At 73.4% G+C, this 21138-nt stretch carries 21 protein-coding genes; 16 read left to right on the forward strand and 5 right to left on the reverse strand.

Annotated elements, in window-relative coordinates; genetic code table 11:
* Positions 1 to 126: 126 nt before the first annotated feature.
* The 4 genes from IEY61_RS23200 (at position 127) to obgE (ending at position 5739) form a co-directional block, all read left to right on the forward strand.
* Complete coding sequence (locus IEY61_RS23200; RefSeq protein WP_189047806.1) at positions 127 to 3261, forward strand: Rne/Rng family ribonuclease; 3135 nt, start codon at positions 127 to 129, stop codon at positions 3259 to 3261.
* A 332-nt stretch (positions 3262 to 3593) separates the two neighbouring features.
* Positions 3594 to 3908 carry a 50S ribosomal protein L21 gene (gene rplU, locus IEY61_RS23205; RefSeq protein ID WP_189047808.1) on the forward strand — a complete coding sequence of 105 codons (315 nt, stop codon included), beginning with the start codon at positions 3594 to 3596 and terminating at the stop codon, positions 3906 to 3908.
* Positions 3909 to 3919: 11 nt separating this feature from the next.
* Positions 3920 to 4174: a 50S ribosomal protein L27 gene (rpmA, locus tag IEY61_RS23210; RefSeq protein ID WP_189047811.1), complete on the forward strand. Its 255-nt coding sequence runs from the start codon at positions 3920 to 3922 to the stop codon at positions 4172 to 4174.
* Between the two features lie 89 nt (positions 4175 to 4263).
* Positions 4264 to 5739: a GTPase ObgE gene (gene obgE / locus IEY61_RS23215; RefSeq protein WP_189047813.1), complete on the forward strand. Its 1476-nt coding sequence runs from the start codon at positions 4264 to 4266 to the stop codon at positions 5737 to 5739.
* Positions 5740 to 5827: 88 nt separating this feature from the next.
* On the opposite strand, the gene IEY61_RS23220 is transcribed toward obgE, so the two are convergent.
* Positions 5828 to 6295, reverse strand: a complete 468-nt coding sequence (locus tag IEY61_RS23220; RefSeq protein WP_189047815.1) for a DUF4383 domain-containing protein — start codon at positions 6293 to 6295, stop codon at positions 5828 to 5830.
* 176 nt (positions 6296 to 6471) lie between these two features.
* Here IEY61_RS23220 and IEY61_RS23225 point away from each other — a divergent pair, with 176 nt between their 5' ends.
* A complete protein-coding gene (locus IEY61_RS23225) occupies positions 6472 to 6858 on the forward strand; it encodes a hypothetical protein (RefSeq protein WP_189047818.1) in 387 nt (128 codons plus the stop codon).
* A gap of 40 nt (positions 6859 to 6898) precedes the next feature.
* On the opposite strand, the gene IEY61_RS23230 is transcribed toward IEY61_RS23225, so the two are convergent.
* Entirely contained in the window at positions 6899 to 7117 is a 219-nt protein-coding gene (locus tag IEY61_RS23230; RefSeq protein ID WP_189047820.1) for a DUF397 domain-containing protein, read from the reverse strand.
* A 68-nt stretch (positions 7118 to 7185) separates the two neighbouring features.
* Between IEY61_RS23230 and pepN the strand changes: the two genes are divergently transcribed.
* The 6 genes from pepN (at position 7186) to IEY61_RS23260 (ending at position 13272) form a co-directional block, all read left to right on the forward strand.
* On the forward strand, positions 7186 to 9699 hold the full coding sequence (gene pepN, locus IEY61_RS23235; RefSeq protein ID WP_189047822.1) for an aminopeptidase N: 2514 nt from the start codon (positions 7186 to 7188) through the stop codon (positions 9697 to 9699).
* A 67-nt stretch (positions 9700 to 9766) separates the two neighbouring features.
* The gene (gene nadD, locus IEY61_RS23240) at positions 9767 to 10363 is read left to right on the forward strand and encodes a nicotinate-nucleotide adenylyltransferase (protein WP_189047824.1); all 597 of its coding nucleotides are present in this window, start codon (positions 9767 to 9769) and stop codon (positions 10361 to 10363) included.
* Positions 10364 to 10463: 100 nt separating this feature from the next.
* Entirely contained in the window at positions 10464 to 10868 is a 405-nt protein-coding gene (rsfS, locus tag IEY61_RS23245) for a ribosome silencing factor (protein ID WP_189047826.1), read from the forward strand.
* Positions 10865 to 11536 carry a histidine phosphatase family protein gene (locus tag IEY61_RS23250; protein WP_189047828.1) on the forward strand — a complete coding sequence of 224 codons (672 nt, stop codon included), beginning with the start codon at positions 10865 to 10867 and terminating at the stop codon, positions 11534 to 11536. The genes rsfS and IEY61_RS23250 overlap by 4 nt, the downstream gene beginning before the upstream one ends.
* A gap of 43 nt (positions 11537 to 11579) precedes the next feature.
* A complete protein-coding gene (locus tag IEY61_RS23255; RefSeq protein WP_189047830.1) occupies positions 11580 to 12428 on the forward strand; it encodes a DegV family protein in 849 nt (282 codons plus the stop codon).
* Positions 12429 to 12504: 76 nt separating this feature from the next.
* On the forward strand, positions 12505 to 13272 hold the full coding sequence (locus IEY61_RS23260; protein WP_308424588.1) for an SDR family NAD(P)-dependent oxidoreductase: 768 nt from the start codon (positions 12505 to 12507) through the stop codon (positions 13270 to 13272).
* A gap of 50 nt (positions 13273 to 13322) precedes the next feature.
* Here IEY61_RS23260 and IEY61_RS23265 read toward each other — a convergent pair whose 3' ends face one another.
* The gene (locus IEY61_RS23265; RefSeq protein WP_229706373.1) at positions 13323 to 13769 is read right to left on the reverse strand and encodes a TetR-like C-terminal domain-containing protein; all 447 of its coding nucleotides are present in this window, start codon (positions 13767 to 13769) and stop codon (positions 13323 to 13325) included.
* A gap of 107 nt (positions 13770 to 13876) precedes the next feature.
* Between IEY61_RS23265 and IEY61_RS23270 the strand changes: the two genes are divergently transcribed.
* From IEY61_RS23270 to IEY61_RS23285, 4 genes are all read left to right on the forward strand, one after another.
* Positions 13877 to 14821: a ComEA family DNA-binding protein gene (locus tag IEY61_RS23270; protein ID WP_373293201.1), complete on the forward strand. Its 945-nt coding sequence runs from the start codon at positions 13877 to 13879 to the stop codon at positions 14819 to 14821.
* The gene (locus IEY61_RS23275; RefSeq protein ID WP_189047834.1) at positions 14818 to 17283 is read left to right on the forward strand and encodes a ComEC/Rec2 family competence protein; all 2466 of its coding nucleotides are present in this window, start codon (positions 14818 to 14820) and stop codon (positions 17281 to 17283) included. Before IEY61_RS23270 ends, IEY61_RS23275 begins: the two co-directional genes overlap by 4 nt.
* A gap of 112 nt (positions 17284 to 17395) precedes the next feature.
* Positions 17396 to 18376 carry a DNA polymerase III subunit delta gene (holA, locus tag IEY61_RS23280; protein ID WP_189047836.1) on the forward strand — a complete coding sequence of 327 codons (981 nt, stop codon included), beginning with the start codon at positions 17396 to 17398 and terminating at the stop codon, positions 18374 to 18376.
* Entirely contained in the window at positions 18373 to 18867 is a 495-nt protein-coding gene (locus IEY61_RS23285) for a hypothetical protein (RefSeq protein WP_229706374.1), read from the forward strand. Before holA ends, IEY61_RS23285 begins: the two co-directional genes overlap by 4 nt.
* A gap of 204 nt (positions 18868 to 19071) precedes the next feature.
* Here the strand turns inward: IEY61_RS23285 and rpsT are convergent, their stop codons facing one another.
* Together rpsT and IEY61_RS23295 are read right to left on the reverse strand one after the other, a co-directional pair.
* Complete coding sequence (rpsT, locus tag IEY61_RS23290; RefSeq protein WP_189047838.1) at positions 19072 to 19338, reverse strand: 30S ribosomal protein S20; 267 nt, start codon at positions 19336 to 19338, stop codon at positions 19072 to 19074.
* A gap of 169 nt (positions 19339 to 19507) precedes the next feature.
* Positions 19508 to 20497, reverse strand: coding sequence for a phosphotransferase family protein (locus IEY61_RS23295; RefSeq protein WP_229706375.1), 990 nt, complete (start codon positions 20495 to 20497; stop codon positions 19508 to 19510).
* A gap of 38 nt (positions 20498 to 20535) precedes the next feature.
* Here IEY61_RS23295 and IEY61_RS23300 point away from each other — a divergent pair, with 38 nt between their 5' ends.
* Positions 20536 to 21069, forward strand: a complete 534-nt coding sequence (locus IEY61_RS23300) for a DUF4240 domain-containing protein (RefSeq protein ID WP_189047840.1) — start codon at positions 20536 to 20538, stop codon at positions 21067 to 21069.
* Positions 21070 to 21138 lie beyond the last annotated feature (69 nt).

A 21138-nucleotide genomic window follows, 5' to 3' on the forward strand; every position in this document is an offset into this window, starting at 1 on the left:
CGGTCGGCGCTCAGACAGGCAGACTTCGCCGGTCGCGCACGCCGTGCGCCCGGGGAAACACTTTTGCGGCGACCCTGCGTGGCAGCGCTCACCCGCGCCCGGGGAAGCCAGAACTGGAGAACGTCCATGCTCGAGAACGAGCCAGAGGGCGGCGAACGGACCGGCGTGAACCCGGCCGACGAGACCGCCGAGAACAGCACCGCCGACCTGGGCGACGTGGCGGCTGCCGAGACGCCGCCGAAACGACGTACGACGCGGCGCCGGACAACTCCGGCCAGCCAGCCGGAGCAGAGCGACGCCCCGGTGGAGGCGCCCAGCACGGCCGTGGGCAGCGGCGAAGACGTCCAGGCCGAGGTCTCCGCACCGGCCGCCGCCGATCTTGATGCCGCGCCGAAGACCCCGCGTCGACGCCGCAAGGCCACCGGCGCGCAGAAGGTCGCCGAGGAGCCGCTGGACGCGGCCGAGGTGACGGCGGCCGCCGAGGAGGTCGTACCGCCGGCCAAGGCCACCCGTACCCGCCGCAAGAAGACCACTCCCGCGGCGGCCGAGCCGACCGACGAGCAGCCTGCGGCCGCTGAGCAGCCTCCGCCGGTCGAGCAGCCTGCGGTGGTCGAGCAGCCTGCGGTGGTCGAGGGGCTTTCGGCCGCCGAGGAGCCGGAGACTGACGCGGAACCCGAGGCGGGCACCGATTTCGGCGCGAGCGCGCCGCAGGCGAGCGCCCCCGCGCCTGAGCTGGACAGCACGGCAGGTCCGGCACCGGCCACGCCGTCCGCCCCGGAGGCGGAGCCGGGTTCGGCAGCGGCCCGGGCCACGCGGAAGGCGGCCGGCGCTGAGCCGGCTAGGGGGGGCACCGCGTCCGCCCGAGCGGCGGCTGGCGCTGAGCCGGGTACGGAGATCACCGCGCCCGCTGGGGAGGTGGCCGCGGAGCCGGCGCCGGAGTCCCGGTCCCGCCGGCAGCGCGCCGCGCTCACCGCGCCGACGGTGCTGTTCATGGCCCCCGAGGAGATCATCGCCGCCCGCGCCGCCGCGGCCGAGTCGCCGCCCCCGGTCGAGCAGGAGACCGCCGAGGAGCCTGCCGAGCCGTCGCGGCGACGCCGCCGCAGCCGGCGGGAGACCGAACCCGTGCCGGCGGCCGAGGTCGAGGAGGAGCCCTGCGCGGAGGCCGAGGAGAGCGCTGAGGAAGAGGACGACGACGACGAGGACGGCCTCTCCGGGCGGCGGCGCCGCCGTCGGGGTCGCCGGGGCCGGGGCCGCGGTAAAGGCGGCTTCGAGGACGTCGAGGAGAACGAGGCCGAGGAGCCGGCCCAGGCCGAGGCTGACGAAGCCGATCTGGACGAGGCCGGCGAGGATGGCGGTGACGAGGCCGAGGGCGGCGACGGGTTGACCCGCCGCCGCCGGCGCCGGCGCCGCCGGGGTGCCGGCGACACCGAGGGGGCCGTCGACGACGGCGTGCCCACCGTGGTGAAGATCAGAGAGCCGCGCCGGACGGTCGACGAGGTGCAGGGTGTCTCCGGCTCGACCCGGCTGGAAGCCAAGCGGCAGCGCCGCCGGGACGGCCGCGAGCAGCGCCGGACCCGACCGCCGATCCTCAGCGAGTCCGAGTTCCTGGCCCGCCGGGAAGCGGTCGACCGGGTGATGGCGGTACGGCAACGCGGGGACCGTACGCAGATCGCCGTGCTCGAGGACGGCGTACTGGTCGAGCACTATGTCACCCGTAACTCCGCCGCCACCATGGCCGGCAACGTCTACCTCGGCAAGGTGCAGAACGTGCTGCCCAGCATGGAGGCGGCGTTCGTGGACATCGGCCGAGGGCGCAACGCGGTCCTGTACGCCGGCGAGGTCAACTGGGACACCGCCGGGCTGGAAGGGCGGGCCCGCTCGATCGAGCAGGCGCTCAAGTCCGGCGACTCGGTGCTGGTGCAGGTCACCAAGGACCCGATCGGCCACAAAGGCGCCCGCCTGACCAGCCACGTCGCGCTCTCCGGTCGGCACCTGGTCTACGTGCCGGGCGGCAACGCCTCGGGGATCAGCCGCAAGCTGCCGGACACCGAGCGCAAGCGACTGCGCGACGCGTTGAAGAAGCTGGTGCCGGAGGGCGCCGGGGTGATCGTCCGGACCGCGGCCGAGGGGGCCAGCGAGGACGAGCTGGCCCGGGACGTCAAGCGGCTCCAGGCGCAGTGGGAGGACATCCAGGCCAAGGCCGCCGAGGGCGGTGCGCCGGTGCTGCTCTACGCGGAGCCGGATCTCGTCATCCGAGTGGTGCGGGATCTGTTCAACGAGGACTTCCGCGAGTTGGTGATCGAGGGCGACGAGTCGTACGACGTGGTCGAGTCGTACCTGTCGCACGTCTCGCCGGACCTGGTCACCCGGCTGCGCCGGCACGTCGGCACCACCGACGTCTTCGCCGAGTACCGCATCGACGAGCAGATTCTCAAGGGGCTCGACCGGAAGGTCTTCCTGCCCTCCGGCGGCCACCTGGTGATCGACCGGACCGAGGCGATGACCGTGGTCGACGTCAACACCGGCAAGTACACCGGTGCCGGCGGCAATCTCGAGGAGACGGTCACCCGCAACAACCTGGAGGCGGCCGAGGAGATCGTCCGTCAGCTGCGGCTGCGCGACATCGGCGGCATCGTGGTGATCGACTTCATCGACATGGTGCTGGAGTCGAACCGGGAACTGGTGCTGCGCCGGTTGACCGAGTGCCTGGGTCGGGACCGTACCAAGCACCAGGTCACCGAGATCACGTCGCTGGGCCTGGTGCAGATGACCCGTAAGCGGATCGGCGCCGGGCTGCTGGAGGCGTTCAGCGAGACCTGCGATTGCTGCAAGGGTCGTGGGCTGATCATCCACACCGAGCCGGTGCCGGAGAAGCCGCGTCCGGGCGGCGGTGACAGGGTCAAGACGATCGCCTCGGCGGGGCCCCCCGTGGCCGTCGAGCAGTCGAACGGTACCTCCCGGCGTCGGGCGCGCAAGAGCGCCCCGGCCGAGCGGACCGTGGCCGAGGTCACCGAGGCCGACACCGCGAGCACCGCCGACGCCGACTTCCACGACACCATGGGTTACGACCTGTCCCGGTACGAGACCCAGACGCCGGCCGCGTCGGACGTCGCCGACAGCCAGCAGGGCGAGTCGGCCCGGCTCGCCGCGCCGGATGACCCGGACGCGCTCGGTGAGGGCGACGAGGACGACGGTACGGACGGCGGTACCGGCCGGCGGCGGTCCCGCCGGGGCAGCGCGCGTCGCCGTACCCGCCCCTGACCGGGCCGAACGTGTTGCGAACCCCTCCTGGCGAGTCGCCAGGAGGGGTTCCTGCGTATGCCGGTTGGCGGCGGCCCCCCGGCTGTTGGGGGAGCGGCCGGGTGCCTCGCTGTTAATAAGGGGCCCTTCCTCTACCTCAGGCGTTAATAAGGGGCCCTTCCTTCTTTCCACCCGGGGCGGTTTGGGGGCGGGGGTGGGGATGGCGTAGGCTAGCCTGCGGCCCACCTTGGTGTGCCGAGTTCCCGCGTGCCCGCGCCGCCGTGCCTCTGCTACCCGGCGAGCCGCCGTGGGGACGACCGTCAGTAGCCTCAACGACAGGGAGTCCGCCTCCGATGTACGCGATCGTCAAGACCGGCGGCAAGCAGTACAAGGTCGCCGAAGGCGACGTGATCGAGGTCGAGAAGCTCGCCGGTGCCCCCGGCGATGCGGTGAAGCTCGCCGCGGTGCTCCTCGTCGACGGTGACGACCTGGTGACCGACGCGGCGAAGCTCGCTCAGGTCGAGGTGTCCGGCGAGATCGCCGCGCACACCAAGGGCCCGAAGATCCGGATCCACAAGTTCAAGAACAAGACCGGCTACCACAAGCGCCAGGGTCACCGCCAGCCGCTGACTCAGGTCAAGGTGACCGGCATCACCAGCGGGAAGTAGGTCGTCAGAAGATGGCTCACAAAAAGGGTGCGTCCAGCTCGCGTAACGGCCGTGACTCCGCGGCTCAGCGGCTCGGCGTGAAGCGCTTCGGTGGTCAGGTCGTCAGCGCGGGCGAGATCCTCGTCCGGCAGCGTGGCACCAAGTTCCACCCGGGTGACCTCGTTGGCCGGGGCCGCGACGACACGCTCTTCGCGCTGGCGGCCGGCTCGGTCCAGTTCGGCACCAAGCGCGGTCGCAAGACCGTCAGCATCGTGTCGCAGCAGTAGCTCGAAGGCGTCGCGGGCCGTGGACCTGATGTCCCGGCCCGCTTCGCCTTTTCTCACGCGGGGGCGATCCCCGCTGGAAGGATTGCGGCGTGACTACGTTCGTTGACCGGGTCGTCCTGCACCTGCAGGCCGGCGACGGCGGGCACGGCTGTGTCTCGATCCACCGGGAGAAGTTCAAGCCGTTCGGCGGCCCCGACGGGGGTAACGGCGGACACGGCGGCACGGTCTCCCTGGTGGTCGACCCGCAGGCGCACACGTTGCTCGACTTCCACTTCCGCCCGCATGTCAAGGCCGCGAACGGCCGGGGGGGCGCGGGTTCGAACCGGGACGGTGCCAACGGTGCCGACCTGGTGCTCAAGGTGCCCGACGGGACGGTGGTGCAGACCCTGGACGGCACCGTGCTGGCTGACATGGTGGGCGTCGGCACCACCTTCGAGGTGGCCCGGGGCGGACGCGGTGGCCGGGGCAACGCCTCGCTGGCCAACGCCCGCCGCAAGGCACCCGGCTTCGCCGAACTGGGCGAGCCGGGTGAACGACTTGACGTGGTGCTGGAGCTCAAGAGCGTCGCCGATGTCGGCCTGGTGGGTTTCCCGTCGGCCGGCAAGTCGTCGCTGATCTCGGTGATCTCCGCGGCCAAGCCGAAGATCGCCGACTATCCGTTCACCACGCTGGTACCGAACCTCGGTGTGGTCCGGGTCGACAACCACACCTTCACGGTCGCCGACGTGCCCGGTCTGATCCCGGGCGCGGCCACCGGCAAGGGGCTCGGGCTGGAGTTCCTGCGGCACGTCGAACGCTGTGCCGTGCTGGTGCACGTGATCGATACCGCCACCCTGGAACCGGGCCGGGATCCGTTGGCCGACATCGACACCATCGAGGCGGAGCTGGCCGCGTACGGCGGCCTGGCCGACCGGCCGCGACTGGTCGCGCTGAACAAGATCGACGTGCCTGACGGCCGCGACCTCGCCGAGATCGTCCGCCCCGACCTGGCCGCGCGTGGCCTGCCGGTGTTCGAGGTGTCGGCGGCCACCCGGGAGGGGCTGAAGGAGTTCACCTACGCGCTGGCCGAGTTGGTCGAGCAGGGGCGGGCATCGGCGCCGCCGGCCGAGCCGACCCGGATCGTGCTCCGGCCGAAGGCGGTCGACGACGCCGGGTTCGTCATCGAGGCGGAGAAGGACGGCTCGTACACGGTGCGCGGCACCCGCCCCGAGCGGTGGGTGCGCCAGACGAACTTCGACAACGACGAGGCAGTCGGCTACCTTGCCGATCGGCTGGCCCGGCTGGGCGTCGAGGATCAGCTGGCCAAGGCGGGCGCCCAGCCCGGAGATCTGGTCCGGATCGCGGGCCGGGAGTTCGACTGGCAGCCGCTGCTCTACGCCGGTGTCGACTTCGTGCCCGGTGCGCGGGGGCGCGACGTCCGGCTGGAGGAGAAGCCGACCCGGGCCAGCGCGGCCGAGCGGCTGGCGGCCCGCAAGGCTCGCCGGCAGCGCCCCGCCGACGAGGTCGAGCCCGCAGCCGACGACGACGCCGGGGTGGATGACGCCGGGGTGGACGACGCCGGGTAGCCGGCACGCCGGCGGCGCCGGACAGCCAACGCCGGACATTCGCTGGCCACGCCAGGGGCCCGTCGCGGTGCCGGCCGGGCCGGGGGTGTCAGGGTCGGTCGAGCCGTCTGCTGCTGCCCCCGGCGCTCGGTGACAGCAGCAGGCCGAGCAGAATCATCCCGAGGCCGAGCCCCAGGTGCAGCCAGTTGTCCGCCGAGTTGACCGGGATGAAGTTGGCGGCGTGCTGCTCGCCGACCACCAGGCCGAAGAGCCACAGTCCGAGGTAGAGCGCGCCCCCGCCGGCCAGGTAGACGCGGGCGCCGGCGACGCGGCGGGCGAGCAGGAGGCCGCCCAGCCCGAAGCCGAGGTGCAGCAGGTTGTGCAGGACCGAGACCTGGAACAGGCCGAGGAGCTTCGCTCCCGAGTGGTGCCCGGCGAAGGTCATGTCGCCGTAGCCGGTGGTGATGCCCGGCACGAACCCGAGCACGCCGATGAGCAGGAAGACGGCTGCCACGGCCAGGGCGGCGGTCTGGACCCGGGTGCGTCCCGCCCGGCTGTCCCCTGCGTGATGGGCCACTGATGTCACCTCCGTGGATGATCCCCCATTTTCCAGTCCACTGGTGCGACTCCGCAGAGAAACGGCGAATCGGTCATGGGCGGGCCGACGGTGGTGGGTACGCCGGCTGGCCCCTCCCCGCAGCGGACGAACCTGGTTGACTGCGAGCGGCGGTGCCCAGACGGGGGAGGGGACGGATGCGGGACAACAGGCCGGCGTACTGGCGGCGGTGGATGACCGGGGCAGGGCGCGGCGGCGCGGAGCCGCCGCTGATCGCGCCGCCGCGCCGGCAGGCCCGGCCGGACCGGTTCTTCACCGCGCACCTGGGCTTCACCGCGCCCGATCCGGCCGTCGCCAGGGACCTGGCGGTCGGGTACGCCGAGGCGCTGAGCCTGCTGCGACCCGAGCTGGCGCTCGGCGCGGCCGCGTTCTCGCCGGCCGACAACTGGCAGCGGGCCGAGCGGCTGTTCTGCGGCGCGGTGGGCCCCGACGGCGAGCGCTGCGCCGATGTCGCCGACCATCCCGGGTTTCACCACGCGCCCGGTCCCGGCGGCCTGGGGTGGGGCGACGGTGACCGAGGTTGACGGGCCCCGGGCGGTCACCCGCCGGCTGGCGGCGGGAGGCTCACTCCAGGTCGAACTCGCCGTCCTGGGCGCCCGCGACGAAGGCGTCCCACTCGGCCTGGGTGAACACCAGCACCGGGCCGTCCGGCTCGGCGGAGTTGCGCATGCCCACCAGGTCGTCGATGAAGGCGACCTCCACCGCCGCTTCGGAGGTGTCGCCCTCGGCCCGCTGCCAGACCGCCCGGGAGAGGTCGAAGTCGCCCTTGGGGTGCGTTGTCATGGTCAAGTCCTCCAGGATCAGGGGGAATGGGCAAGCCTGTTGCTCGGCCCATCGGGCAGGATAAGCGGATGCCGAGCTTGACCCGTGCAGAGTCGACCGCGCGTGGCGCGTCGATCGCTGTCACGTCCTATCAGGTGGACATCGACCTCACCGGGGACGGGGAGCTGTTCCGCTCACACGTCACGATCCGGTTCCGGGCCACCGCCACCGAGACCTTCGTCGAGGTCAAGCCCGCGAAACTGCTGGCGGTACGCCTCAACGGCGCCGACGTCGACCCCGCCGCGCTGCACGACAACCGGCTGCCGCTGACCGGGCTGGCCGGGGAGAACACGCTGACCGTCGACGCGGAGATGGCGTACACCAACACCGGCGAGGGGATGCACCGCTTCGTCGACCCCGCCGACGGCGAGACCTACCTCTACGCGATGTCCTTCCTGGACGACGTGCAGCGCATCTTCGCCGCCTTCGACCAGCCCGACCTCAAGGCGCCGGTCACCCTCACGGTCACCGCACCGCCGAGCTGGACGATCGTGGCCAACGCCGAGTTGGCGGCGAACCCGAGCCCGGGGCGCTGGGAGTTCGCCCCCACCCTGCCGATCGCGACGTACCTCTTCACCCTGATCGCCGGTCCCTGGCACGTACGCCGGGACAGCCACGACGGGATCCCGCTCGCGGTCTACTGTCGGCGCTCGCTCGCCGAGCACCTGGATGCCGACGCGGAGGAGATCCTCACCGTCACGAAGCAGTGCCTGGACCGTTTCCACCAGCTTTTCGACGAGCGTTACCCGTTCGGCAAGTACGACCAGGCGTTCGTGCCGGAGTTCAACGCCGGGGCGATGGAGAACCCTGGGTTGGTCACCTTCCGCGACGACTACATCTTCCGGTCCGTGGTCACCGACAGCCAGCGTGAGCTGCGGGCCACCACCATCGCCCACGAGATGGCGCACATGTGGTTCGGTGACCTGGTCACCATGCGCTGGTGGGACGACCTGTGGCTGAACGAGTCGTTCGCGGAATACCTTGGCACCCGGGTCACCGCCGAGGCGACCCGGTTCGGCGGGGCGTGGACGACCTTCGCGCTGCGCCGCAAGGCGTGGGGGTACGCCGCGGACCAGCGCCCCTCCACCCACCCGGTCGCCCCCGAACAGGTCACCGACACCGCCGAGGCCCTGCTCAACTTCGACGGCATCTCGTACGCCAAGGGCGCCAGCGTGCTGCGGCAGCTGGTGGCGTGGCTCGGCGACGAGGCCTTCCTGGCCGGCCTGAACGACCACTTCGCCCGGCACCGGTTCGGCAACGCCACCCTGGCGGACCTGCTGACGAGCCTCTCCGCCGCCAGCGGCCGGGACCTCGGCGACTGGGCGCAGAGCTGGCTGCGCACCGCCCAGGTGAACACCCTGCGGGCCGAGGTGGCCGTGGACGACCGGGGCCGGTACACCGAGGTGGCCGTCGCGCAGACCGCGCCGCCCACGCACCCGGTGCTGCGCCCGCACCGCATCGGCGTGGGCCGGTACGCCGTCGACGGCACCGCCGAGAGCGTCGAGATCGACCTGGACCCGCAGGTCGACGACGGGCGCACGGTGCTCGTCGGGCTGGCCGGCGAGCCGGCGGCGGCGGTCCTGCTGCCCAACGCCGGCGACCTGACCTTCGCCAAGATCCGGCTCGATCCCGCCTCGGCCGACGCCGTGGCACTGCTGCTGCCCCGCCTGACCGACCCGTTGGCCCGGGCGCTGCTGTGGGGCGAGGCGTTGGACGCGGCGACCGACGGTGAGCGGCCGGTCGGCGCGGTGGTGGAGCTGATCTCGGCGGCACTGCCCACGGAGACCGAGGTGATCATCGCCGAGGACGTGCTGACCCTGAGCCGTTCGCTGATCGACCGCTACCTCGATGCGGCGGCGCGGCAGGCTGCCCTGGCCGTGCTCGCCGGGGCCTGTCGGCGGTTGCTCGACGGCGCCGTACCGGGGGAGTCGCTGCAGTTGGCCGCGGCGCGCGGCCTGATCGCCGCGACCACCGACACCGACCTGCTCGCCGGCTGGCTCGCCGGCCGGGACGTGCCGAAGGGGTTGGCGGTCGACGTCGAGCTGCGCTGGGCGATCCTGGCCCGGCTGGTGGCGCTGGGCGCGGCTGGCGCGGCCGAGGTCGCGGTGCAGGTGGCGGCCGATCCGAGCGCCGCCGGCGCGGAGCACGCCGCCAGATGCCGGGCGGCGTTGTCCGACCCGGCGGCGAAGCGGGCCGCGTGGGAGATCATCGTGTCCAGCACCGAGCTGTCCAACCGGCTGGTCGAGGCCACCGCCGCCGGTTTCTGGCAACCCGAGCAGGTGGAGCTGACCGTCGACTACGTCCAGCGGTACTTCACCGACATGCCGGCCGCCGCGCGGCTGCGTACGCCCTGGGTGGCCGACGAGGTGGCCACGCTGGCCTTTCCCCGCTACGCCGTCGCGCAGCCCACCCGGGAGGCGGCCGCGGCGCTGCTGGCCCGCGACGACCTCACGCCCGGCCTGCGTCGGGTGGTCACCGACGCCGACGACGACCTGCGTCGGGCTCTGGTGGCCCGGACGGCGGTGGCCGCCGTGACCGCCTGAGCACCCGCTGGACGGGGCGGCGCCGAGGGCTGCCGACCCGGCCCGGGGCGGGTTCTAGGATCATGGGGTGGCGGACGACATCCGGCGGATCGGGATCATGGGCGGTACCTTCGACCCGATTCATCACGGGCACCTCGTGGCGGCGAGCGAGGTGGCGGACCGGTTCGGGCTCGACGAAGTGATCTTCGTGCCGACGGGGCAGCCGTGGCAGAAGGCGGACGTGCCGGTCAGCGCAGCCGAGGACCGCTACCTCATGACGGTGGTCGCCACCGCCTCCAACCCGCGTTTCCAGGTCAGTCGGGTGGACATCGACCGGGGTGGCCCGACGTACACCGTCGACACCCTGCGCGACCTGCACGAGCTCTACGGGCCGAAGTCCCAGCTCTTCTTCATCACCGGCGCGGACGCCCTGGAGAAGATCCTGAGCTGGAAGAACCTGGACGAGATCTTCGAGCTGGCCCACTTCATCGGGGTGACCCGGCCCGGCTTCGAGCTGTCCGACGCCCACCTGCCGGCCGACACGGTCAGCCTGGTGCAGGTGCCGGCGATGGCGATCTCGTCCACCGACTGCCGGGCGCGGGTCGCCCGCGGCGCACCGCTCTGGTACCTGGTGCCGGACGGTGTGGTGCAGTACATCGCGAAGAGACGCCTCTATCGGGCGTGATTCGACCGCTCCATCACGGTTTTCGGCGAAAACCGATGGGCCGCGGATCCGGCCCGTGTGAGAGGCTGGGAAGCACCGCACGGTTGATCGAGGGAGAACGGTGACAGTTTCCGAACGCGCTCACGAGCTGGCGATCACCGCCGCCCAGGCGGCAGCCGACAAGAAGGCTCAGGACATCGTCATCATCGACGTGGGCGACCAGCTCGCCATCACCGACGCGTTCCTGCTCGCCGCGGCCCCGAACGAGCGCCAGGTGCTGGCCATCGTCGACGCGATCGAGGAGGCCCTGCTCAACCTGCCGGAGAAGGCGAAGCCGGTCCGGCGCGAGGGCGAACGCGGCGGGCGCTGGGTGCTGCTCGACTACGTCGACATCGTCGTGCACGTCCAGCACACCGAGGAACGCGAGTTCTACGCGCTCGACCGGCTCTGGAAGGACTGCCCGACCGTACCGTTCGACAACCGGAACCTGGCTCGCGCGGAGGCCGCCGCCGGATCGGGCGAGTGACCCGCCTGATCATCTGGCGGCACGGCAACACCGACTGGAACGCCGCCAGCAGGGTCCAGGGCCAGTCCGACGCGCCGCTGAACGACCTCGGTCGGGAGCAGGCGCGAACCGCCGCGCCGCTGCTCGCCGAGATGCGGCCGGACGCCATCGTCGCCAGCGACCTGAGCCGCGCGGCGGACACCGCCGCCGCGCTGGCCGCGCTGACCGGTCTGCCGGTACGCTCCGACGCCCGGCTGCGCGAACGCCACTTCGGCCGCTGGCAGGGCCTCCTGCTCACCGAGATCGCCGAGCGGTTTCCCGACGAGTACGCCCGCTGGCGGGCCGGCGACCCCGACCCGGGGGCGGGCATCGAACCGCTGGACGAGTTGGGCAAGCGGATCGGCACCGCGTTGCAGGAGGTCGCTGCCGAGGCGGCCGGCGGCACCATCGTGGTCGCCACCCATGGCGGCGCCGCCCGGCAGGGGTGCGGTTACCTGCTCGGCTGGGAGCACGCCGTGCTGCGCACCATCGGCTCGCTGCGCAACTGCCACTGGACCGAGCTGCGCCACGACACCGGCCGCGGCTGGCACCTGCGCGCCCACAACGTGGGCCAGATGTCCGCCCCGGCCCGGCTCGGTAAGGAAGGGCCCCCTCTTAACGTCTCAGGTAGAGAAAGGGCCCCTTCTTAACAGGGTGTCGGTCGCAGCGGCCGCATCGGCTACCGTGCCGGGCATGCCCGTCGCGGTCGTGACCGACTCCACCGCCTACCTTCCACCCGAGCTGGTGCCGGCGTACCGGCTGACCGTGGTGCCGCTGACCGTGGTGCTCAACGGTGCCGAGGGACTGGAGGGGGTCCAGACCTTCCCGGCGGACGCCACCCGCGCACTGAGCGCCCGGCGGGTGACGGTGAGCACCTCCCGTCCGTCCCCGGAGCAGTTCGTCCGGACGTACCGTGAACTGCTGGACGCCGGGGCCGACGGTGTGGTCTCGGTGCATCTGTCGGCCGACCTGTCCGGCACGGTCGAGGCCGCCGAGCTGGCGGCGGCCCAGCTCGGTGACCGGGTGCGGGTGGTGGACAGTCGGTCCTGCGGGATGGGCCTCGGCTTCCCGGTCCTCGCGGCGGCCCGGGCCGCCGCCGACGGCGCCGACCTGGCCGGCGTACGGGCCGCCGCCGTCGACACGATCGCGCGTACCACGATCTTCTTCTACGTCGACACGCTGGAGTTCCTTCGCCGGGGAGGCCGGATCAACGCGGCCGAGGCGCTGCTCGGCACCGCGCTCTCGGTCAAGCCGATCCTGCACATGCCCGACGGCGCCATCGTGCTGCGGGACAAGGTGCGTACCGCCAGCCGGGGCGTGGCGCGCCTGGTCGACCTGGCCGCCGAGGCGGCCGGCGACGCGCCGGTGGACCTCGCCGTGCACCACCTCGCCGCGCCGCAACGGGCCGAGCAACTGCTCGGCGCGCTGACCACCCGGCTCGGTGACCGGGTGCACGACACCTACGTCTCCGAGGCGGGCGCGGTCGTCGCCGCCCACGCCGGCCCCGGTCTGGCCTGCGTGGTCATTCACCGCCGCTGCTGATGGTGGGCCGTTTCATTTCCGCCGGGCGAGAATGCTCGCGCGGCCGAGGCTTGTCGAGGTGGGGGAGGTGTGTGCGGTGTCCTGTGTGGTGACCGGAGGCGGGCGCGGGGTAGGTCGGGGGATCGTGGAGCGGCTGCTCGCCGGCGGTGAGACCGTCGTGGTGGTCGAGCGCGACCCGGAGGCGGTGTCCTGGATTGCGCGGCATGCCGAGGCGGGGAGGCTGGTGGCGGTGATCGGCGACGCCGCCGACGAGGGCGTCGCGGCCCGCGCCGCCGACCTGGCGGAACGGTCCGGCCCGCTCACCGGCTGGGTCAACAACGCCGCGGTGTTCCGGGACGCCTCCGTGCACGACGCGCCGGTCGGCGAGGTCGTCAACCTGATCACGCGCAACCTGCGGCCCGCCGTGGTCGGTGCCGCCACCGCGGTACGCCGCTTTCTCGCCGCCGGGACCGCCGGCGCCGTGGTGAACGTCTCCTCCCACCAGGCCAGCCGTCCGGTGCCCGGTTGCCTGCCGTACGCCACCGCCAAGGCCGCCGTCGAGGGGCTCACCCGGGCGCTGGCGGTGGAGTACGGACGGCACGGCATCCGGGCCAACGCGGTCGCGCTCGGCTCGGTGGCGACCGAGCGGCACGAGGCGTTCCTCGCTGGCCAGGAGCCGGACCGGGTACGCGGGATCGAGGTGGAGCTGGCCCGGTTGCATCCGGTGGGCCGCATCGGGCAGCCGCAGGAGGTGGCCGAGGCGGTGGCGTACCTGCTCTCCCCGGCGGCGAGTTTCATCAACGGCGTCACCCTGCCGGTGGACGGCGGTCGCGCGGCGCTCGGCCTCGACCCGGAATCCCGCTGAGGACTCCCCGTTCCCTGGAGGCACATTGCCACAACAGGGGCATGGGCCGGTCAGTTCGGGGTGTCGGCGAGCCGGGTGGCGAGGAAGTCGAGCCGCTGCTCCTGACTGTCCAGGGGGATACGGCCGCTGCCCGACAGGGTGGCGATGCCGTGCAAGGCGCTCCAGATGACTTCGGCGACCAGTTCGCGTAGCGCGTTGTCCGAACGAAGACAGCTGACGAACTCGTCGAAGGCGGCGCGCAGTGGGGGCGGTGTCTCGGCGTGCGCGAACTTCACGTCGGTCGGCATGACGAACATGGCCTGGTAGAGGGCGGGGCGTTCGGTAGCGAACTCCAGGTAGGCGCGGCAGACGGCGTGCAGGGCCTGCCGTGGCTCCGGGTTGGCCAGCCGGGCGCGGCGCAGGTGGGCGGCGAGATCAGCGTGCTCCTGCTTGTCGCGTAACCGCTCGTCACGCCGCTTGGTCGGGCGCATTGCGCCGGGTTGATCCGGACGAGCCATTAGCACATGGTGGGCATGATCAGGGCGTTGTCCACAGTTCGTTGGCTGTCCACAGACCGGGCACTGTCGACCGGCAGGAGGCGACCTCGCCGCTCTAGCCTCGCGCCGTGTCCAACGACGAGGAGACGGTGGTTCGGGAACGCCTTCGGCGCTTGCTGGCGGGCCCGGCGAGCGCTGCGGACGTACGGCCGATGGGGTCCACCGACCCGGAGCCGCCGTCCCGGCGGCATCCGTCCCGGGTGGACTGGCCGACCGTGTTGTTGCCGATCCATGCCGACGACGGGCCGCGATCCGTGCCGGTCGGGGCCGCCGGGCCGCGACCGGATCCACCCGAGATGGCCGGGGCCGACGAGCCGCAGCCGGTGGAGGTCGAGCCGATGCCGGAGTCCCGGTTGCCGGGGCCGGGCGCGTTCGACCCGGGCCGGCGGGGTGTCCGGGCGCTGGCGGCGGTCGCCGTCCTGGTGGTGCTCGTCGCCGCCGTCTGGGCCTGGCGGTCCCGCCCTCAGGTGGAGCCGGTCGTCGCCGCGACGGGCGCCACCGGCACCCCGGACCCGGCCGGCGACGGCCCGGAGGCTCCGGGCGGCGCCGAGCCGGCGGCCACGCCGACCGGGCAACTGGTGGTCGCCGTCGCCGGTAAGGTCCGCCGTCCCGGGCTGGTCCGGGTCCCGGCCGGGGCACGGGTCGCCGACGTCGTCGAGGCGGCCGGCGGGGCGCTGCCCGGGGTGGACGTGGCGATGCTGAACCCGGCCCGGAAGGTCGCCGACGGCGAGTTGATCCTGGTCGGCGTGACGGCACCCACCCCACCACCGGGGGTGGCGCCGGCCGATGGCACGGTGCCGGGCGGCGATCCCGCCGCCGGCGGTCGGGTCAACCTGAACACCGCCACCTCCGCTCAGCTCGAGACGCTGCCCGGGGTGGGGCCGGTGCTCGCCCGGCGCATCATCGAGCACCGCGACCAGCATGGTGGGTTCCGGTCCGTCGGCGACCTGCGCCAGGTCAGCGGCATCGGCGACGCGCGGTACGAGCAGCTCAAGAGCCTGGTGACGGTGTGAAGGCGAGCAGCAGGCCGACGGGGACACTCGCCGGGGCGGCGCGGACGGACGACAGGCCCGCGACCGGGACGGCCGAGGCGACCGGTGTCCCGGGCGGTGGCGCACCACCTGATCTCCGGCTGGCCGGGCTGGCCGTGGCGGCGTGGCTCACCGCGCTGGCCGGGCTGCACCTCGACGCCCGGCGTACGCTGCTGGTGGCCGTCGCGGCCGCGGGCCTCGCCGTACTGGCGGCGCTGCACCTGCTCGGAGCCGTCGGCCGTCCCGGCGCGCTCGCCCGCCGCTACGGCTGGATCGTGGTGGCGATCCTGCTCGGTGTGCTCTGCGGCGGCGCGGCCACCTCGTCCCGGCTGGCCGTACGCGACGCCGCGCCGCTGCGCGCCCTGCTCGACGAAGGTGCCCGGGTCACCGCCGAACTGGTCGTCCGGGACGATCCGCGGGCGGTGCGCGGTGGCATCGTGGGCCGTCCGCCGACCCTGCTGGTGCGGGCCAGACTGGTGAGCGTGCACGGCCCGGCGGGGCAGCGGGTCACCGTGCCGGCCCGGATGCTGGTGCTCGCCGACGATCCGGGCTGGCGTGGACTGCTGCCCGGCCAGCGGCTCACGACCGAGGGGCGGCTGGCGGAGCCGCGTGGCGGCGACCTGACCGGCGCCGTGCTCACCGCCACCGGCCCACCCGCCCGGATCGGATCGCCGTCGGCCCTGCAACGGGCCGCCGGCCGACTCCGCGCCGGCCTGCAACAGGCCTGCGCGTCGCTGCCCGACGAGCCGGGTGGCCTGCTGCCCGGCCTGGTGGTCGGGGACACCAGCGAGTTGCCCGACACGGTGGAGGAGGACTTCCGGGCCACCGGGATGACCCATCTGAATGCCGTGTCCGGTTCCAATGTCGCCATCATCGTCGGAGCGGTGCTGCTGCTGGCTCGCTGGGCGCGCGCCGGCCCGGTCCTGGCCGCGGGGCTGTGCGGGGTGGCCCTGGTGGGCTTCGTCATCCTGGTCCGGCCGTCGCCGAGCGTGGTCCGGGCGGCCACCATGGGCACGATCGGGCTCGCCGCCCTGGCCGCTGGTCGACCCCGGGCCGCGGTGCCGGCCCTGGCCGCCGCGGTGACGGTGCTGGTGCTGGTCGATCCCGACCTGGCCGGTGACGCCGGTTTCGCGCTCTCCGTGCTCGCCACCGGTGGCCTGCTGCTGCTCGCGCCGCGCTGGCGGGACGGACTGCGCCGGCGGGGCGTACCGCCGGGTGCGGCCGAGGCCCTCGCGGTGCCGGCCGCCGCGCAGTTGGCCTGCTCGCCGGTGATCGCCGGTCTGTCGGGGACGGTCAGCCTGGTCGCCGTGCCGGCCAACCTCCTCGTGGTGCCGGCGATCGCCCCGGCCACCGTGCTGGGTGTGCTGGCCGCGACCGTGTCGCCGTTCTGGCCGGTCGGTGCCGAGCTGGCGGCCTGGCTGGCGCACTGGCCGGCGTGGTGGCTGGTGCTGGTCGCCCGGTACGGCGCCCGGGTGCCGGCCGGTAACCTGCCCTGGCCCGACGGGGTGTCCGGGGCCCTGTTGCTGGCCGGGCTGACCGTGGCGCTCCTGGTGGCGGCCCGGCGGCCGGTGGTGCGCCGGCTGGTGGTGGTGCTGACCCTCGCGGTGGTGCTCGGCACCGTGCCGGTGCGGGTGCTCGCGCCCGGCTGGCCGCCGACCGGCTGGGTCATCGCCGTCTGCGCCGTGGGCCAGGGCGACACCGTGGTGCTGCCGGTGGCGGCCGGCCGGGCTGTCGTGGTCGACGCCGGTCCGGATCCGGGGGCGGCGGACGCCTGCCTGCGCCGGCTCGGCGTACGCCGGGTGCCGCTGTTGCTGATCAGCCACTTCCACGTCGACCACACCGCAGGGGTGGCCGGCGTCTTCCGTGGCCGTCGGGTGGACACGGTGCTCACCCCGCAGTGGCCGGAGCCGGCGATCGGGCGGGACCTGGTGCACACCACCGCCGCCGCTCACGGCACCCCGCTGGTGGCCGCTGCGGCCGGCTGGCGCTACCAGGCCGGCCTGGTCGACCTGGTGGTCCTCGGCCCGCCGTACCCGATGCGGGGCACCAGGTCGGATCCGAACAACAACTCCCTGGTGGTGCTGGCCACCGTGGGTGGGGTGCGGATCCTGCTCGCCGGGGACGCCGAGACGGAGTTGCAGCGGGAACTGCGGGAACGGTTGCCGCCGGACGGGTTGCGGGCGGACGTGCTGAAGGTGGCCCACCACGGTTCGGCGTATCAGGATCCGGCCTTTCTGGACGCGGTCCGGCCGGCGGTGGCCCTGGTGCCGGTGGGGGCGGGCAACACCTACGGCCATCCCAGCGAGGCGGTGCTGGCCCGGCTGTCCCGCAACGGTGCGCGGGTGCTGCGTACCGACGTCGACGGGGATGTCGCGGCGTTGGTGGGGCCCGCGGGCCTGGCGGTGGTGACCGGTGGGGTGGACCTGAGCCGGGCCAAACCATGAATCGGTCCTGGTTTAAGGCAAAAAGAGGTAGATGTCTGGATTTGCGCTGTGTTCGGGCTCCGCCCGCGCAGTCCGGACGACCGGACTGGACCAGATCGCCGAGCGTGCGAATATGGGCGGCGTGACCGCCGCCAGTGCCGCTCCTATTGTTCTCGTCCTCGGCGACGAGGAGCTGCTCGCCACGCGTGCGGTGGCCGAAACCGTCGCCGCCGCCCGCGCCGCCGACCCGGACGTCGACGTGCGGGAGTACGCCGCCGGGCAGCTCACCGTCGGCGAGATCGACGAGATGCTCAGCCCGTCGCTGTTCGGCGGGCGCCGGGTGCTGGTGCTGCGGTCCGGCCAGGACGCCCGCAAGGACCTGGTCGCCGCCCTGCTGGCGTACGCGAAGAATCCCGACCCGGACGTGCAACTCGTGGTGCAGCACCTCGGCGCGGCCAAGGGCAAGGCGTTCGCCGACGGGTTGAAGTCGGCCGGCGCCCAGGTGCTGCCCGCGACCAAGCTCAAGGGGCACCGGGACCGGGTGGCCTTCGTCCGCGACGAGTTCCGCCGGGCGGGCGCGCGGTGCACCGACGACGCCGCCGAGGCGCTGATCGCGGCGGTCGGCAACGACCTGCGAGAACTCGCGGCCGCCTGCTCGCAGTTGATCGCCGACACCGACGGCCGGATCGGCGCCGACACGGTGGCGCGCTACTACCGGGGCCGGGTGGAGGTGACCGGTTTCACCGTGGCCGACGCCACCATGGTCGGTGACCTTCCGGGTGCCCTGGAGGCGCTGCGTTGGGCGCTGCACGTGGGGGTGGATCCGGTGCCGATCGCCGACGCCCTCGCCGACGGGGTACGCACCGTGGCGAAGGTCGCCTCGGCCGGTCGCGGCAGCCCCTACCAGCTGGCGAGCAGCCTGGGCATGCCGCCGTGGAAGGTCGAACGGGCGCAACGGCAGGCGCGCGGCTGGACGCCCGACGGGCTGGTCCGGGCCATGCAGGCGGCGGCCGAGTGCAACGCGGCCGTCAAGGGCGGCTCCGACGACCGGGCGTACGCGTTGGAGAAGGCGGTCTTCTCGGTGGCCGCCGCGCGGCAGGGTGGCGCCAGGTGAGCGGAGCCCTCCGTGGCTCGTGGGCCACGATCCCGGCCGAGGAGGAACGCTACCGTCCGCTCTACGCCCGGGTGCTCGGGCTGCGCTTCGTCAACCCGGGCGGGGTGCTCTGCTTCGTGTTCTTCGAGGGGGCGATCGCGTTGGCGGCCCTGCTCGCCCTCGCCGAGCTGGTGAAACCGTGGGCGGTGCTGGTGCTGCCGGCGGCGGTGGCCGTCATGGTCAAGCTCAACGACCTGGTGGCCGCCGCGGTGGTCCGTTCGGCCGCGGCAGTGCCGGAGCAGGAGCGCGACCGGTTCCGGCGGCAGATGGAACCGGTCGTCGGGCGGGTACGCGTCGACTGGCTGCCGCGCCGCGTGACCGGCATGGTGGTCGGCGCGGACCCGATGGAATCGACGCGGGCCGAGGTGCCCGATCGGCTGCGCCGCAGAGCGCTGCCCGGCGCGGTCGCTCCCGATCAGGGCGGGCCGCCGACGGCCGACGCGGGCTCCTGATCAGGCGTCCGCCGGAGGCGGTCAGCGCCCAGTGGATCCGGAGGCGGTCAGCGCCCGGTGACGCCGGACGGGATCAGCGCCCGGTGGATCTGGAGGCGGTCAGCGCCCGGTGGATCTGGAGGCGGTCAGCGCCCGGTGATGTGACGTGCGAGAGCCCCGGACAATGCCCGGGGCTCTCGTCAGGTCTTGTCCTGGGTCGCCGGCTCAGGCGGAGAACGACGCGACCCGGCTGGCGATCGCCGACTTGCGGTTCGCGGCCTGGTTGGTGTGGATGACGCCCTTGCTGACTGCCTTGTCCAGCTTGCGCGAGGCGTCCCGCATGAGGGTGGTGGCCTTCTCGAGGTCACCGGCCTCAGCGGCCTCGTTGAACTTGCGGATGGCGGTCTTCAGCGACGACTTGACCGACTTGTTACGCAGCCGGCGCTTCTCGTTCTGCCGGTTGCGCTTGATCTGGGACTTGATGTTCGCCACGCGACAGCCTCGTCTTGATAGCTCGGGTTGGTCAGCTTGTGCGCACGACGAGCATGCGTCATCGCTACGCGAAGAGCCAGGTTACCAGGTCGCCCCGGACGGGCCAAAACGGCACCCGGTGGCCGTGGCGGTCACCCTGGGTGGCCCGGGGCGGCTGGGCACGAGGTGGTCACGTCCAGCCCTGGCGGCGGGCCAGCCAGCCGAGCGCCTGTTCACCGGTCCACCGCTGGTGGGCGGGCAGGCTGGCCGAGGCGGTCGGCGGCGCGGCGGCGGCGGCGGCGGTCAGGTGGTAGCCGGCGAGGGCGGCCAGGGCCACGTCGAGCGCGTCGTCGGGCGCGCCGGCGGCGGCCGGATGAGCGGTGAAGCGGGCGTCGACGTCCAGCCCGCTGGCGTACCCGGTGATCAGCAGGCCGACCAGGTCGAACCAGGCGGGCCCGTGGCAGAGCCACGTCCAGTCGCAGAACCAGGGCGCACCGGCCCGGTCGATCAGCACGTTGTCCACCCGCAGGTCGCCGTGGGTCAGGCCGGCCGCCCCGGCGGTGTACCCGGGCAGGCGCGACTCCAGCGCGACCAGTTCGGCGAGCCGTCCCCGAGCCGAAGCGGGCAGCGGCGGCAGCGGTTCCCGGCCGGCGGCGACCTCGTCCCACCAGAGGATGTCGTCGCGGGCCAGGTCGGCGAGCCGGGGCAGCCCGAGGTCGACCAGTTCGGCCGGCGGGTCGGCGAGCGCGGCGGCGACGTCGGCGTACTCGGCGAGGGTGGCGTCCAGCTCGGCCGAATCCCAGGGCAGCCGGGGAGTGTGGCCGTCGACCGGGTCCAGGCAGAGCGCGTACCAGCCCGCCTCCCAGAGGGCCCAGCGCAGTCGGGGCACCGGCAGCCCGGCGGGCAACCGGGTCAGGATCGCCGCCTCCCGGGCGTACCAGTCGACCAGGTGCGGTTGCTCGGCGTGGGGCGCGGCCTTGACGAACGCGCTGGCACCGTCGGCGGTGCGCAGCACCGCGGCGAAACCCCGGGTGAATCCGGCGCCGGCGCCGCGGGCCTCGACCACCGCCGCGCCGAGCCGGGCCGAAACCGCCGAGCGGACCGCCGCCGGCAACGTGCGCCACGCGGGCCGCCGGGCGGTCGCGTGGTACGGCACGGGCGGCGGGGACCAGGCGCTCACCAGACCATGCTGCCCGACGTCTGCCAGACTGCCAGGCCATGAGGACCGACGACTTCTGGCAGTTGATCGAGCGGGCCCGCGCCGGTGCGGCAGAGCCCGGCGCCGTCGCCGCCCGGGCCGTCGCGCTGCTCGCCGACCGCGATCCGGAGGAGATCCTCGGGTACGCCCACCACCAGCAGCGGGTCCTCGCCGCCTCCCACCGGGTCGACCTCTGGGGTGCCGCGTACCTGATCAACGGGGGCGTCTCCGACGACGGGTTCGATCATTTCCGTGGCTGGCTGATGACCCAGGGCCGGGCGGTTTTCGCCCGGGCGGTCGCCGAGCCGGACTCGCTCGCCGAACTGCCCCGGGTGCGGACCGCCTCGCTCAGCGGCGAGGAGTTCGAGTGCGCCGACATGCTGGCCGTGCCGTGGGACGCGTACCGCCGGGCGACCGCGACCGAACTCCCGATGGACCGGCCGGCGAGCCCGGAGCCGGACCTCAACGACTTCTGGGACTTCGACGACCCCGACGAGGCCCGACGCCGGCTGCCTCGGCTCGCCGCCCTCTTCGTCGAACCGCCGCAGGAGTGACGGACGCCCGGCCGACGCTCGCCGGGGACGTGGGAGCATAGAGTGGGCCGGCGCGCCGGCCCGCTCACC

The sequence above is a fragment of the Micromonospora sonchi genome, assembly GCF_014646235.1.
GTDB classification, from domain to species: Bacteria; Actinomycetota; Actinomycetes; order Mycobacteriales; family Micromonosporaceae; genus Micromonospora; species Micromonospora sonchi.